This is a genomic window from Escherichia sp. KCJ4928 (genome assembly GCF_004352695.1).
GTDB lineage: Bacteria > Pseudomonadota > Gammaproteobacteria > Enterobacterales > Enterobacteriaceae > ECMA0423.
Genome location: NZ_SJWV01000014.1, coordinates 18,253 through 33,104, shown reverse-complemented (window position 1 = coordinate 33,104; position 14,852 = coordinate 18,253). Strand labels below are relative to the sequence as shown.

Sequence of the window (14,852 nt, the reverse complement as noted above, 5' to 3'; positions counted from 1 at the left end):
GGGAAGGGGTTCTCCTTACAATCTGTGAACTTCACCACAACTCCATACATCTTCATCATCCTTTGGGCATTTGCACAATGCCGTACGTTACGTACTTCCTTATGCTAAGCCGTGCATAACGGAGGACTTATGGCTGGCTGGCATCTTGATACCAAAATGGCGCAGGATATCGTGGCACGTACCATGCGCATCATCGATACCAATATCAACGTAATGGATGCCCGCGGGCGAATTATCGGCAGCGGCGATCGTGAGCGTATTGGTGAATTGCACGAAGGTGCATTGCTGGTACTTTCACAGGGACGAGTCGTCGATATCGATGACGCGGTGGCACGCCATCTGCACGGTGTGCGGCAGGGGATTAATCTACCGTTACGGCTGGAAGGTGAAATTGTCGGCGTAATTGGCCTGACAGGTGAACCAGAGAATCTGCGTAAATATGGCGAACTGGTCTGCATGACGGCTGAAATGATGCTGGAACAGTCGCGGTTGATGCACCTGTTGGCGCAGGATAGCCGTTTGCGGGAAGAACTGGTGATGAACCTGATTCAGGCTGAGGAGAATACTCCCGCACTTACTGAATGGGCGCAACGGCTGGGGATCGATCTCAATCAACCGCGAGTAGTGGCTATTGTTGAGGTCGACAGCGGTCAGCTTGGCGTGGACAGCGCAATGGCGGAGTTACAACAACTGCAAAATGCGCTGACTACGCCCGAGCGTAATAATCTGGTGGCGATTGTCTCGCTGACCGAAATGGTGGTGTTGAAACCGGCGTTGAACTCTTTTGGGCGCTGGGATGCAGAAGATCATCGTAAGCGAGTTGAACAACTGATTACCCGCATGAAAGAGTATGGCCAGCTGCGTTTTCGCGTTTCGCTGGGCAACTATTTTACCGGTCCTGGCAGTATTGCCCGATCCTATCGTACGGCGAAAACGACGATGGTGGTGGGTAAACAGCGGATGCCAGAAAGTCGCTGCTATTTTTATCAGGATCTGATGTTACCTGTGTTACTCGACAGTTTGCGTGGCGACTGGCAGGCCAATGAACTGGCGCGACCGCTGGCGCGGCTGAAAGCGATGGACAATAATGGCTTGCTGCGACGAACGCTGGCGGCGTGGTTTCGCCACAATGTGCAACCGCTGGCTACGTCAAAGGCGCTGTTTATTCATCGTAATACTCTGGAGTATCGGCTTAATCGTATATCGGAACTGACCGGGCTTGATTTGGGTAATTTTGATGACAGGTTGCTGCTGTATGTGGCGTTGCAGCTGGATGAAGAGCGGTAGGTTATGCGTTAAGGTCGAGGCGGCGCTGGCTCATTCCCCTCAGCCCGAAGGGTAGAGGGGAATGTCCGAGTTAACCGTCAGTTCGGCATTATTTACGCGTTAGTTTTTCCAGATCGGCTTCAATCTCGCTGATCTTATTGGTTACGACTGACTCCAGGTGACGTAAGTCGTCGAGGATCTTACGCTTAAGATCAACTTCGCTGCGGTCACGCTGGCAGATTTGATCAAGCTCATCAATGATATACCGTAGATTCGGGCTGATTTCCTGGACTTCTTTATAACCCTGACCCACACCATCAGCGACGACCGTTTTACGCTGACGCGGATATTTAAACTTAACGCTCTTGGCGAAAAACTCGCCTTTGTCTTTCTGGAAATAGATTTTCAGAATATCGTTGTTGGCTTCCTGCCGGAGGCTGTAACGATCAATTTCTTCAGGATTGGTAATACCCAGACTTTTCAGATTGTCGTACATAGCGTTACCTCAAAATGAGTCAGTAAATTGTGCTTATTTTAGCATTTGGCCTGGCCCGCCCGGCTCGACTGTGATCGCAGAAAGCCTTTTTCTTCCAGACTTCTATCATGGCGTAAAAATCAAAAAATTACCTGCTTTATTGTGGCGATATTCCATGGGATGGATTAACACATTTATCTTCGTTTTGCGAATTACATGACAGTCCGAAACAAGATGAAAAAGTATTTAAAAAAGGGGGGAAGAAGAATGAGTAGGACGAATTATTCTGAGCCAGAAAGCATACGGGCAGCATCATGCTGCCCGTATATGTACTCTTAATCGATGGTACGCAGCAGTTCGTTAATGCCGACTTTGCCGCGAGTTTTCGCGTCAACTTTCTTAACGATAACCGCACAGTAGAGGCTGTATTTGCCATCTTTCGACGGCAGATTACCTGAAACAACCACAGACCCCGCCGGAACGCGACCGTAGTGGATTTCGCCGGTTTCACGGTCGTAAATACGGGTGCTCTGACCAATGTATACGCCCATAGAGATGACGGAACCTTCTTCGACAATCACCCCTTCAACCACTTCGGAGCGTGCGCCAATGAAGCAGTTATCTTCAATAATGGTCGGGTTAGCCTGCAGCGGCTCCAGCACGCCGCCGATGCCCACGCCACCGGAAAGGTGGACGTTTTTACCAATCTGCGCACAAGAACCGACGGTCGCCCAGGTATCAACCATCGTGCCTTCATCAACATATGCGCCGATGTTGACGTAAGACGGCATCAGCACGGTGTTACGGGCAATAAATGCACCCTGACGTACCGCCGCTGGTGGCACAACGCGGAAGCCTTCTTTCTGAAAACGCGCTTCGTCGTAGTCGGCGAATTTCATCGGCACTTTATCGAAGTAGCGGCTTTCTGCCCCTTCGATCACCTGATTATCATTAATACGGAAAGAGAGCAGCACCGCTTTTTTCAACCACTGATGCGTCACCCACTGACCGTCAATTTTTTCCGCTACACGCAGTGCGCCGGAATCCAGCAGGGCGATCACCTGATTTACCGCTTCGCGGGTTACGGTGTCTGCATTGGCTGGCGTGATCTCGGCACGGCGTTCAAAAGCGGTTTCAATAATGTTCTGTAACTGCTGCATTGTTAAACTCTTTTCATATCAGTAAACACATCACCCTTTATCGTTTGGATTGAGGGCCTCTGTCAACCGCTGATGCACTTCCTGCTGCAACTCGTTATTAAGTGCACGCCGGTCAGCGGTGGCAATTATGAATAAATCTTCTACTCGCTCGCCAATGGTTGTAATTCGGGCACCATGAAGCGAAATTCCCAGATCGGCAAAAATTTTCCCGACTCTCGCCAGCAGTCCTGGCTGGTCGAGCGCGATAAGCTCAAGGAACGATTTGCGGTCGGTATGGGTCGGCAAAAACGTTACTTCGGTTTCAACAGTAAAATGGCGTAATTTGGCGGGTTGGCGACGGGGCTGCGGTGGCTGCCAGCTACTTTGCGTCAGTACTTGCTCCAGACCAAACCGAATAACCTCATGACGATCTGCGGACAGCGGGCTGCCATCGGGTTCCAGCACGATAAAGGTATCCATCGCCATACCGTCGCGAGTGGTGAAAATTTGTGCGTCGTGAACACTTAAATTGCGGCGGTCTAATTCGGCACAGACGGCGGCAAACAGATAGGGGCGGTCCGGGCTCCAGATAAAAATCTCGGTGCCTCCACGCGTAGCCTGCGGGCTAAGCAATACCAGCGGTTTGCTTAAATCATGCTGTAATAAATGGCGGGCATGCCAGGCCAGTTGATTTGGGCTATGGCGGACAAAATAGTTAGCACGACAGCGTGACCAAATTTGGTGCAGCGCCTCTTCGTCGATGTTATCCATGCGCAGTAGTGCCAGTGCCTGGAGTTGGTGATGGCGAACCCGTTCGCGCATATCCGGCGTGTTTTGCATTCCGCGTCGTAGCTGCTTTTCGGTGGCAAAATAGAGTTCGCGCAACAGACTTTGCTTCCAGCTATTCCACAGCGTTTCGTTGGTGGCGCAAATGTCAGCCACTGTCAGGCATACCAGATAGCGCAGACGATTTTCCGTTTGAACTTCTTCGGCAAACTGCTTGATGACTTCAGGGTCCTGAATATCGCGGCGTTGTGCTGTCACCGACATCAGCAAGTGCTGGCGAACCAGCCAGGCAACCAGCTGTGTTTCGCGTGAGTTCAGCCCGTGGAGTTCTGCAAAATGCACTACATCCTGAGCACCGAGAATGGAGTGGTCGCCGCCGCGTCCTTTGGCGATATCGTGAAACAGCGCGGCGATGAAAATCAGCTCAGTTGACGGCAGGCGCGGCCAGACGTCCACACACAACGGATGGCGCTGGCGCGTTTCTTCACTGGCAAAACTCTCCAGTTTCAGCATCACGCGGATAGTATGTTCATCCACCGTGTAGGCGTGGAACAGATCAAACTGCATCTGCCCGACGATATGCGACCATTGCGGCATATACGCGCCGAGCACGCTATGGCGATGCATTGGCAATAGCCCGCGCCGCACCGCTCCGGGGTGACGCAGAATGCTCAAAAACAGTTTTCGTGCTTCCGGAATATTACACAGCGGTTGTTGCAGATGGCGACGGGCATGGCGTAACTGGCGCAGCGTGGTGGAGTAAATGCCGGTGATCGCACTGTTGCGCACCATGGTGTAGAACATACGCAAGATGGCTTCCGGCTGGCGCATAAATAGTGTTTCATCACGCAGGTCGATTAGCGTACCGCGTAGCTGAAACTCATCGTCGATTGGACGTGGTTTTTCGTCGGCGGGAAGGGCGAGGATGGCTTCATCGAACAGTTGCAGCAGCATCTGGTTGAGTTCACTGACGCGGCGTGTAACGCGGAAGTAATCCTTCATCATCCGCTCGACCGGTTCGTTGCCTTCACCACTGTAATTCAGACGCTGAGCGACGCTAAGTTGGCGATCGAATAACAGACGATTATCGTAACGGCTGACGACCAGATGCAGGGCAAAGCGAATACGCCACAGTATATGCAGACATTCGTTTAATTCCGCCCGCTCCGCTGAGGTTAAGAAGCCAAACCCGACCATTTCATCCAGCGATGTTGCGCCAAAATGACGGCGGGCCACCCATTGCAGAGTGTGAATATCGCGCAAGCCGCCAGGGCTACTTTTGATGTCTGGTTCAAGGTTGTAGCTGGTGCCATGGTAACGCTGATGGCGCTGGTTCTGTTCTTCAACTTTCGCCGCGTAGAACTTGTCGGAAGGCCAGAATCCTTCGCTAAAAATATGTTTTTGCAGTTCGAGGAAGAGCGCAACATCGCCAATTAATAAGCGGGATTCGATTAAATTGGTGGCGACGGTTAAATCCGATAACCCTTCCAGCATGCACTCTTCAAGCGTGCGCACACTATGACCGACTTCCAGCTTTACATCCCAGAGCAGCGTTAACAGCTCGCCCACTTTTTGCGCCTGATCGTCCGGGAGCTTTTTACGGCTTAAAATCAGTAAATCGATGTCAGAAAGTGGATGCAGCTCGCCACGACCGTAGCCACCGACGGCGACCAATGCCAGGTCGGCAATCTGGCTGAATCCCGCTTCAATCCATAATCGTTGCAGGAGCTGGTCGATAAACTCGGTGCGCGCCTCAATCAACTGTTCTGCAGAGATCCCATTGTCAAAGGCATCACCCAGCCAACGCTGGAAAGTATCGATATGGGCTTTTATCCCACCGACGGTTAATTCATCACGGGGCCAGACGCATGGATTTTGCGGTTGACCGGGCAGGGTGGGGAGAGCGGTGTTTGCGTACTGTTCTGGAAGGGTATTCATTGTGCGCCACCCATAAGATTAAATTATCGCATTAAAAAAGCCGGCATTCGCCGGCTTCATCTTATTCGTCGTGCGAGATTATCGCCGGGATGGTGTCATCCTTGCGTAGCGTCAAAATTTCGCAGCCGTTATCAGTCACCACAATAGTATGCTCATATTGTGCAGACAAGCTGCGATCTTTGGTTTTTACCGTCCAGCCATCTTTCATGGTGCGGATCTCTTTTTTACCCGCGTTGACCATTGGCTCAATGGTGAACGTCATCCCCGGTTTCAGCACGACGTTGGTTTCACGGGAGTCATAGTGCAGCACCTGCGGTTCTTCATGGAAGCCGCGACCAATACCGTGTCCACAATATTCACGAACGACGGAGAAGCCTTCTGCTTCGACAAACTTCTGAATCGCCGCACCGATTTCGCGCAGGTTAATGCCTGGTTTGACCATGCGCAGCGCCAGGTACAGGCTTTCTTGCGTGATGCGGCACAGACGTTCGCCCATGATGGTCGGCTTACCGACGATAAACATTTTCGAGGTATCGCCGTGGAAACCATCTTTGATTACGGTGACATCAATGTTAACGATATCGCCATCTTTCAGCAGCTTAGCATCGTCCGGGATACCGTGGCACACCACTTCATTAATAGAGATGCAAACGGATTTCGGATAGCCGTGATAGCCGAGGCAGGCAGAAACCGCGTGTTGTTCATTAACAATGTAATCATTACAGATGCGATCCAGCTCGCCGGTGCTGACGCCCGGTTTAACATACGGTTCGATCATCTCCAGCACTTCGGCAGCCAGTCGGCCAGCGACGCGCATTTTTTCGATATCTTCTGGGGTCTTGATTGAGATAGCCATTAATTCTGTCCATCAGCGTCGGTGATACCGACAATATATATGTAAGTGCCGTCAATGGTATCACACCCGGGCAAATTGAGAATCATTCTGAATTTCGCCAAACGTGCCACTGAAGGTTTTCTATAATAGAAAATTCGACATCTGATGCTGTACACAGCGCCAACAATTATTGGTGTCCATGACGTATTTGTGGTATAAAGCGCGCCGGACTTCCGATCCATTTCGTATACACAGACTGGACGGAAGCGACAATCTCACTTTGTGTAACAACACACACGTATCGGCACATATTCCGGGGTGCCCTTTGGGGTCGGTAATATGGGATACGTGGAGGCATAACCCCAACTTTTATATAGAGGTTTTAATCATGGCAACTGTTTCCATGCGCGACATGCTCAAGGCTGGTGTTCACTTCGGTCACCAGACCCGTTACTGGAACCCGAAAATGAAGCCGTTCATCTTCGGTGCGCGTAACAAAGTTCACATCATCAACCTTGAGAAAACTGTACCGATGTTCAACGAAGCTCTGGCTGAACTGAACAAGATTGCTTCTCGCAAAGGTAAAATCCTTTTCGTTGGTACTAAACGCGCTGCAAGCGAAGCGGTGAAAGACGCTGCTCTGAGCTGCGACCAGTTCTTCGTGAACCATCGCTGGCTGGGCGGTATGCTGACTAACTGGAAAACCGTTCGTCAGTCCATCAAACGTCTGAAAGACCTGGAAACTCAGTCTCAGGACGGTACTTTCGAAAAGCTGACCAAGAAAGAAGCGCTGATGCGCACTCGTGAGCTGGAGAAACTGGAAAACAGCCTGGGCGGTATCAAAGACATGGGCGGTCTGCCGGACGCTCTGTTTGTAATCGATGCTGACCACGAACACATTGCTATCAAAGAAGCAAACAACCTGGGTATTCCGGTATTTGCTATCGTTGATACCAACTCTGATCCGGACGGTGTTGACTTCGTTATCCCGGGTAACGACGACGCAATCCGTGCTGTGACCCTGTACCTGGGCGCTGTTGCTGCAACCGTACGTGAAGGCCGTTCTCAGGATCTGGCTTCCCAGGCGGAAGAAAGCTTCGTAGAAGCTGAGTAATAAGGCTTGATAACTCCCCCAAAATAGTTCGAGTTGCAGAAAGGCGGCAAGCTCGAGAATTCCCGGGAGCTTACATCAGTAAGTGACCGGGATGAGCGAGCGAAGATAACGCATCTGCGGCGCGAAATATGAAGGGGGAGAGCCCTTATAGACCAGGTAGTACACGTTTGGTTAGGGGGCCTGCATATGGCCCCCTTTTTCACTTTTATATCTGTGCGGTTTAATGCCGGGCAGATCACATCTCCGAGGATTTTAGAATGGCTGAAATTACCGCATCCCTGGTAAAAGAGCTGCGTGAGCGTACTGGCGCAGGCATGATGGATTGCAAAAAAGCACTGACTGAAGCTAACGGCGACATCGAGCTGGCAATCGAAAACATGCGTAAGTCCGGTGCTATTAAAGCAGCGAAAAAAGCAGGCAACGTTGCTGCTGACGGCGTGATCAAAACCAAAATCGACGGCAACTACGGCATCATTCTGGAAGTTAACTGCCAGACTGACTTCGTTGCAAAAGACGCTGGTTTCCAGGCGTTCGCAGACAAAGTTCTGGACGCAGCTGTTGCTGGCAAAATCACTGACGTTGAAGTTCTGAAAGCACAGTTCGAAGAAGAACGTGTTGCGCTGGTAGCGAAAATTGGTGAAAACATCAACATTCGCCGCGTTGCTGCGCTGGAAGGCGACGTTCTGGGTTCTTATCAGCACGGTGCGCGTATCGGCGTTCTGGTTGCTGCTAAAGGCGCTGACGAAGAGCTGGTTAAACACATCGCTATGCACGTTGCTGCAAGCAAGCCAGAATTCATCAAACCAGAAGACGTATCCGCTGAAGTGGTAGAAAAAGAATACCAGGTACAGCTGGATATCGCGATGCAGTCTGGTAAGCCGAAAGAAATCGCAGAGAAAATGGTTGAAGGCCGCATGAAGAAATTCACCGGCGAAGTTTCTCTGACCGGTCAGCCGTTCGTTATGGAACCAAGCAAAACTGTTGGTCAGCTGCTGAAAGAGCATAACGCTGAAGTGACTGGCTTCATCCGCTTCGAAGTGGGTGAAGGCATCGAGAAAGTTGAGACTGACTTTGCAGCAGAAGTTGCTGCGATGTCCAAGCAGTCTTAATTATCAAAAAGGAGCCGCCTGAGGGCGGCTTCTTTTTGTGCCCATCTTGTAAATTCAGCTAACCCTTGTGGGGCTGCGCTGAAAAGCGACGTACAATGTCGCTAGTATTAATTCATTTCAATCGTTGACAGTCTCAGGAAAGAAACATGGCTACCAATGCAAAACCCGTCTATAAACGCATTCTGCTTAAGTTGAGTGGCGAAGCTCTGCAGGGCACTGAAGGCTTCGGTATTGATGCAAGCATACTGGATCGTATGGCTCAGGAAATCAAAGAACTGGTTGAACTGGGTATTCAGGTTGGTGTGGTGATTGGTGGGGGTAACCTGTTCCGTGGCGCTGGTCTGGCGAAAGCGGGTATGAACCGCGTTGTGGGCGACCACATGGGGATGCTGGCGACCGTAATGAACGGCCTGGCAATGCGTGATGCACTGCACCGCGCCTATGTGAACGCTCGTCTGATGTCCGCTATTCCATTGAATGGCGTGTGCGACAGCTACAGCTGGGCAGAAGCTATCAGCCTGTTGCGCAACAACCGTGTGGTGATCCTCTCCGCCGGTACAGGTAACCCGTTCTTTACCACCGACTCAGCAGCTTGCCTGCGTGGTATCGAAATTGAAGCCGATGTGGTGCTGAAAGCAACCAAAGTTGACGGCGTGTTTACCGCTGATCCGGCGAAAGATCCAACCGCAACCATGTACGAGCAACTGACTTACAGCGAAGTGCTGGAAAAAGAGCTGAAAGTCATGGACTTGGCGGCCTTCACGCTGGCTCGTGACCATAAATTACCGATTCGTGTTTTCAATATGAACAAACCGGGTGCGCTGCGCCGTGTGGTAATGGGTGAAAAAGAAGGGACTTTAATCACGGAATAATTCCCGTGATGGATAAATAAGGGTAAGATTCCGCGTAAGTATCGCGGGGGCGTAAGTCTGGTTATAAGGCGTTATTGTTGCAGGCAGTTTGGTCACGGCCAGCGCGCAGCAACCGGAGCGTACAAAAGTACGTGAGGATGGCGAGTACTGCTCGGGGCCAAAATGGCAAATAAAATAGCCTAATAATCCAGACGATTACCCGTAATATGTTTAATCAGGGCTATACTTAGCACACTTCCACTGTGTGTGACTGTCTGGTCTGACTGAGACAAGTTTTCAAGGATTCGTAACGTGATTAGCGATATCAGAAAAGATGCTGAAGTACGCATGGACAAATGCGTAGAAGCGTTCAAAACCCAAATCAGCAAAATACGCACGGGTCGTGCTTCTCCCAGCCTGCTGGATGGCATTGTCGTGGAATATTACGGCACGCCGACGCCGCTGCGTCAGCTGGCAAGCGTAACGGTAGAAGATTCCCGTACTCTGAAAATCAACGTGTTTGATCGTTCAATGTCTCCGGCCGTTGAAAAAGCGATTATGGCGTCCGATCTTGGCCTGAACCCGAACTCTGCGGGTAGCGACATCCGTGTTCCGCTGCCGCCGCTGACGGAAGAACGTCGTAAAGATCTGACCAAAATCGTTCGTGGTGAAGCAGAACAAGCGCGTGTTGCAGTACGTAACGTGCGTCGTGACGCGAACGACAAAGTGAAAGCACTGTTGAAAGATAAAGAGATCAGCGAAGACGACGATCGCCGTTCTCAGGACGATGTACAGAAACTGACTGATGCTGCAATCAAGAAAATTGAAGCGGCGCTGGCAGACAAAGAAGCAGAACTGATGCAGTTCTGATTTCTTGAACGACAAAAACGCCGCTCAGTAGATCCTTGCGGATCGGCTGGCGGCGTTTTGCTTTTTATTCTGTCTCAACTCTGGATGTTTCATGAAGCAACTCACCATTCTGGGCTCGACCGGCTCGATTGGTTGCAGCACGCTGGACGTGGTGCGCCATAATCCCGAACACTTCCGCGTAGTTGCGCTGGTGGCAGGCAAAAATGTCACTCGCATGGTAGAACAGTGCCTGGAATTCTCTCCCCGCTATGCCGTAATGGACGATGAAGCGAGTGCGAAACTTCTTAAAACGATGCTACAGCAACAGGGTAGCCGCACCGAAGTCTTAAGTGGGCAACAAGCCGCTTGCGATATGGCAGCGCTTGAGGATGTTGATCAGGTGATGGCAGCCATTGTTGGCGCTGCTGGGCTGTTACCTACGCTTGCTGCGATCCGCGCGGGTAAAACCATTTTGCTGGCCAATAAAGAATCACTGGTTACCTGCGGACGTCTGTTTATGGACGCCGTAAAGCAGAGCAAAGCGCAATTGTTACCGGTCGATAGCGAACATAACGCCATTTTTCAGAGTTTACCGCAACCTATCCAGCATAATCTGGGATACGCTGACCTTGAGCAAAATGGCGTGGTGTCCATTTTACTTACCGGGTCTGGTGGCCCTTTCCGTGAGACGCCATTGCGCGATTTGGCAACAATGACGCCGGATCAAGCCTGCCGTCATCCGAACTGGTCGATGGGGCGTAAAATTTCTGTCGATTCGGCTACCATGATGAACAAAGGTCTGGAATACATTGAAGCGCGTTGGCTGTTTAACGCCAGCGCCAGCCAGATGGAAGTGCTGATTCACCCGCAGTCAGTGATTCACTCAATGGTGCGCTATCAGGACGGCAGTGTTCTGGCGCAGCTGGGGGAACCGGATATGCGTACGCCAATTGCCCACACCATGGCATGGCCGAATCGCGTGAACTCTGGCGTGAAGCCGCTCGATTTTTGCAAACTAAGTGCGTTGACATTTGCCGCACCGGATTATGATCGTTATCCATGCCTGAAACTGGCGATGGAGGCGTTCGAACAAGGTCAGGCAGCGACGACAGCATTGAATGCCGCAAACGAAATCACCGTTGCTGCTTTTCTTGCGCAACAAATCCGCTTTACGGATATCGCTGCGTTGAATTTATCCGTACTGGAAAAAATGGATATGCGCGAACCACAATGTGTGGACGATGTGTTATCTGTTGATGCGAACGCGCGTGAAGTCGCCAGAAAAGAGGTGATGCGTCTCGCAAGCTGAGGATAATCCGGCTACAGAGAGTCGCGCTATTTGTTAGCGTAGGGCTTCAGTGATATAGTCTGCGCCATCTGATCGTAAGTAGTTGGCTTTATAAGGTCAGGTATGCCGTGGTTTTACACGGCTTTTTTTTGTATAGGCTTCAGTATTCCTGAGTACCGTAAACCCTGTCAGGGAATAAAAAACGCGTGATGTTGTCTGCTACTCAACCACTTAGCGAAAAATTGCCAGCGCATGGCTGCCGTCATGTTGCGATCATTATGGACGGCAATGGTCGCTGGGCAAAAAAGCAAGGGAAGATTCGTGCCTTTGGGCATAAAGCCGGGGCAAAATCCGTCCGCCGGGCTGTCTCTTTTGCGGCCAACAACGGTATTGAGGCGTTAACGCTGTATGCCTTTAGTAGTGAAAACTGGAACCGACCAGCGCAGGAAGTCAGTGCGTTAATGGAACTGTTTGTGTGGGCGCTCGATAGCGAAGTAAAAAGTCTGCACCGACATAACGTGCGTCTGCGTATTATTGGCGATACCAGTCGCTTTAACTCGCGTTTGCAAGAACGTATTCGTAAATCTGAAGCGCTAACAGCCGGGAATACCGGTCTGACGCTGAATATTGCGGCGAACTACGGTGGACGTTGGGATATAGTCCAGGGAGTCAGGCAACTGGCTGAAAAGGTGCAGCAAGGAAACCTGCAACCAGATCAGATAGATGAAGAGATGCTAAACCAGCATGTCTGTATGCATGAACTGGCCCCTGTAGATTTAGTAATTAGGACTGGGGGGGAGCATCGCATTAGTAACTTTTTGCTTTGGCAAATTGCCTATGCCGAACTTTACTTTACAGATGTTCTCTGGCCCGATTTCGATGAACAAGACTTTGAAGGGGCGTTAAATGCCTTTGCTAATCGAGAGCGTCGTTTCGGCGGCACCGAGCCCGGTGATGAAACAGCCTGATGGGGGTCGCTTTTGCTGAAGTATCGCCTGATATCTGCTTTTGTGTTAATACCCGTCGTCATCGCGGCGTTGTTTCTGTTGCCGCCGGTGGGGTTCGCCATCGTAACGCTGGTGGTCTGCATGCTGGCAGCGTGGGAATGGGGACAGCTTAGCGGTTTTACCACTCGTTCGCAGCGAGTATGGTTGGCGGTGTTATGCGGGTTATTGTTGGCGCTGATGCTTTTTCTGTTGCCGGAATATCACCGAAATATTCATCAACCGCTGGTTGAAATCTCACTTTGGGCTTCGCTGGGTTGGTGGATTGTCGCGCTATTGCTGGTGCTGTTTTACCCAGGTTCCGCAGCAATCTGGCGTAACTCTAAAACATTGCGCCTTATTTTTGGCGTGCTAACCATTGTTCCCTTCTTCTGGGGCATGCTGGCGTTACGGGCCTGGCACTATGACGAGAATCATTACAGTGGCGCAATATGGCTGCTCTATGTCATGATCCTGGTATGGGGCGCTGACTCCGGCGCATATATGTTTGGCAAATTGTTTGGTAAACATAAGCTGGCACCGAAGGTTTCTCCGGGTAAAACCTGGCAAGGCTTTATAGGTGGACTAGCGACCGCAGCGGTAATCTCATGGGGTTATGGCATGTGGGCGAATCTCGACGTCGCTCCCGTCACCTTACTCATTTGCTCTATTGTCGCAGCGTTAGCCTCAGTGCTCGGCGATCTGACCGAGAGTATGTTTAAGCGTGAAGCAGGAATTAAGGACAGCGGTCATTTAATTCCAGGACACGGTGGTATTTTAGATCGTATTGATAGCCTGACGGCTGCGGTACCGGTCTTTGCTTGCTTGTTGTTACTGGTATTCAGGACGCTTTAACGGAAGGTAATATGCTGAGTTTTCTCTGGGATTTGGCTTCGTTCATCGTTGCACTGGGTGTACTTATCACCGTGCATGAATTTGGTCATTTCTGGGTTGCCCGGCGTTGTGGTGTTCGCGTTGAGCGTTTCTCAATAGGGTTTGGTAAGGCGCTCTGGCGGCGAACTGATAAGCTCGGCACCGAATATGTTATCGCCCTGATCCCGCTGGGCGGTTATGTCAAAATGCTGGATGAGCGCGCAGAACCGGTCGTTCCGGAACTCCGCTACCATGCCTTCAATAATAAATCTGTTGGCCAACGAGCGGCGATTATTGCCGCAGGTCCGGTTGCAAACTTCATTTTTGCTATCTTAGCCTACTGGCTGGTTTTTATTATTGGTGTGCCTGGCGTACGTCCGGTGGTTGGTGAAATAGCAGCCAATTCGATAGCTGCGGAAGCACAAATTGCACCAGGTACGGAACTAAAAGCCGTAGATGGTATCGAAACGCCTGATTGGGATGCCGTGCGTTTGCAGTTGGTCGATAAAATTGGCGATGAAAGCACCACCATTACAGTAGCGCCATTTGGCAGCGACCAACGGCGGGATGTAAAGCTCGATTTACGTCACTGGGCGTTTGAGCCTGATAAAGAAGATCCGGTATCTTCGCTGGGGATTCGTCCTCGTGGGCCGCAAATTGAACCTGTACTGGAAAATGTGCAGCCAAACTCGGCGGCAAGCAAGGCAGGTTTGCAAGCAGGCGACAGGATCGTTAAAGTCGATGGTCAGCCCTTAACGCAGTGGGTGACCTTTGTGATGCTTGTCCGGGATAACCCGGGTAAATCCTTAGCGTTAGAAATCGAAAGGCAGGGGAGTCCCTTGTCTTTGACATTAATCCCGGAGAGTAAACCGGGTAATGGTAAAGCGATTGGTTTTGTCGGTATTGAGCCGAAAGTCATTCCTTTGCCAGATGAGTATAAAGTTGTACGCCAGTATGGGCCGTTCAACGCCATCGTCGAAGCCACGGACAAAACGTGGCAGCTGATGAAGCTGACGGTCAGTATGCTGGGAAAATTGATCACCGGTGATGTGAAACTGAACAACCTCAGTGGGCCGATCTCTATCGCCAAGGGGGCTGGGATGACAGCGGAACTCGGGGTAGTTTATTACCTGCCGTTTCTTGCGCTTATTAGCGTGAACTTAGGGATAATTAACCTGTTTCCGTTGCCCGTACTAGACGGGGGGCATCTGCTGTTCCTTGCGATCGAAAAGATCAAGGGCGGACCGGTATCCGAGCGGGTTCAAGACTTTTGTTATCGCATTGGCTCGATTCTGCTGGTGCTGTTAATGGGGCTTGCACTTTTCAATGATTTCTCTCGGTTATGA

The 14,852-nt window shown here is 50.9% G+C and carries 13 protein-coding genes; 9 read left to right on the top strand and 4 right to left on the bottom strand.

Features of this window, described 5'->3' with window-relative positions; all coding sequences use genetic code 11:
* Positions 1-129 precede the first annotated feature (129 nt).
* The gene (gene cdaR, locus E0D98_RS04105) at positions 130-1,287 is read left to right on the top strand and encodes a DNA-binding transcriptional regulator CdaR (protein WP_000929439.1); all 1,158 of its coding nucleotides are present in this window, start codon (positions 130-132) and stop codon (positions 1,285-1,287) included.
* Between the two features lie 88 nt (positions 1,288-1,375).
* On the opposite strand, the gene E0D98_RS04100 is transcribed toward cdaR, so the two are convergent.
* The 4 genes from E0D98_RS04100 to map form a co-directional block, all read right to left on the bottom strand.
* A complete protein-coding gene (locus E0D98_RS04100; RefSeq protein ID WP_000272188.1) occupies positions 1,376-1,762 on the bottom strand; it encodes a DUF3461 family protein in 387 nt (128 codons plus the stop codon).
* 314 nt (positions 1,763-2,076) lie between these two features.
* Positions 2,077-2,901, bottom strand: coding sequence for a 2,3,4,5-tetrahydropyridine-2,6-dicarboxylate N-succinyltransferase (gene dapD, locus E0D98_RS04095; protein WP_001186650.1), 825 nt, complete (start codon positions 2,899-2,901; stop codon positions 2,077-2,079).
* Positions 2,902-2,931: 30 nt separating this feature from the next.
* Positions 2,932-5,604 (bottom strand): bifunctional uridylyltransferase/uridylyl-removing protein GlnD, encoded by a 2,673-nt coding sequence (gene glnD, locus E0D98_RS04090; RefSeq protein WP_001094571.1) that lies wholly within the window; start codon positions 5,602-5,604, stop codon positions 2,932-2,934.
* Positions 5,605-5,665: 61 nt separating this feature from the next.
* Entirely contained in the window at positions 5,666-6,460 is a 795-nt protein-coding gene (gene map / locus E0D98_RS04085; RefSeq protein WP_001018194.1) for a type I methionyl aminopeptidase, read from the bottom strand.
* A gap of 367 nt (positions 6,461-6,827) precedes the next feature.
* Between map and rpsB the strand changes: the two genes are divergently transcribed.
* From rpsB to rseP, 8 genes are all read left to right on the top strand, one after another.
* Positions 6,828-7,553, top strand: coding sequence for a 30S ribosomal protein S2 (rpsB, locus tag E0D98_RS04080; protein WP_000246884.1), 726 nt, complete (start codon positions 6,828-6,830; stop codon positions 7,551-7,553).
* Between the two features lie 257 nt (positions 7,554-7,810).
* Positions 7,811-8,662: a translation elongation factor Ts gene (gene tsf, locus E0D98_RS04075; protein ID WP_000818114.1), complete on the top strand. Its 852-nt coding sequence runs from the start codon at positions 7,811-7,813 to the stop codon at positions 8,660-8,662.
* Positions 8,663-8,808: 146 nt separating this feature from the next.
* The gene (gene pyrH / locus E0D98_RS04070) at positions 8,809-9,534 is read left to right on the top strand and encodes a UMP kinase (RefSeq protein WP_000224573.1); all 726 of its coding nucleotides are present in this window, start codon (positions 8,809-8,811) and stop codon (positions 9,532-9,534) included.
* 291 nt (positions 9,535-9,825) lie between these two features.
* The gene (gene frr, locus E0D98_RS04065; RefSeq protein WP_000622418.1) at positions 9,826-10,383 is read left to right on the top strand and encodes a ribosome recycling factor; all 558 of its coding nucleotides are present in this window, start codon (positions 9,826-9,828) and stop codon (positions 10,381-10,383) included.
* Between the two features lie 91 nt (positions 10,384-10,474).
* Entirely contained in the window at positions 10,475-11,671 is a 1,197-nt protein-coding gene (gene ispC / locus E0D98_RS04060; RefSeq protein ID WP_000811923.1) for a 1-deoxy-D-xylulose-5-phosphate reductoisomerase, read from the top strand.
* 188 nt (positions 11,672-11,859) lie between these two features.
* Positions 11,860-12,618 (top strand): (2E,6E)-farnesyl-diphosphate-specific ditrans,polycis-undecaprenyl-diphosphate synthase, encoded by a 759-nt coding sequence (ispU, locus tag E0D98_RS04055; protein ID WP_001295562.1) that lies wholly within the window; start codon positions 11,860-11,862, stop codon positions 12,616-12,618.
* A gap of 12 nt (positions 12,619-12,630) precedes the next feature.
* Positions 12,631-13,488 carry a phosphatidate cytidylyltransferase gene (cdsA, locus tag E0D98_RS04050; protein WP_000922446.1) on the top strand — a complete coding sequence of 286 codons (858 nt, stop codon included), beginning with the start codon at positions 12,631-12,633 and terminating at the stop codon, positions 13,486-13,488.
* An 11-nt stretch (positions 13,489-13,499) separates the two neighbouring features.
* Positions 13,500-14,852 (top strand): sigma E protease regulator RseP, encoded by a 1,353-nt coding sequence (gene rseP, locus E0D98_RS04045; RefSeq protein ID WP_050877048.1) that lies wholly within the window; start codon positions 13,500-13,502, stop codon positions 14,850-14,852.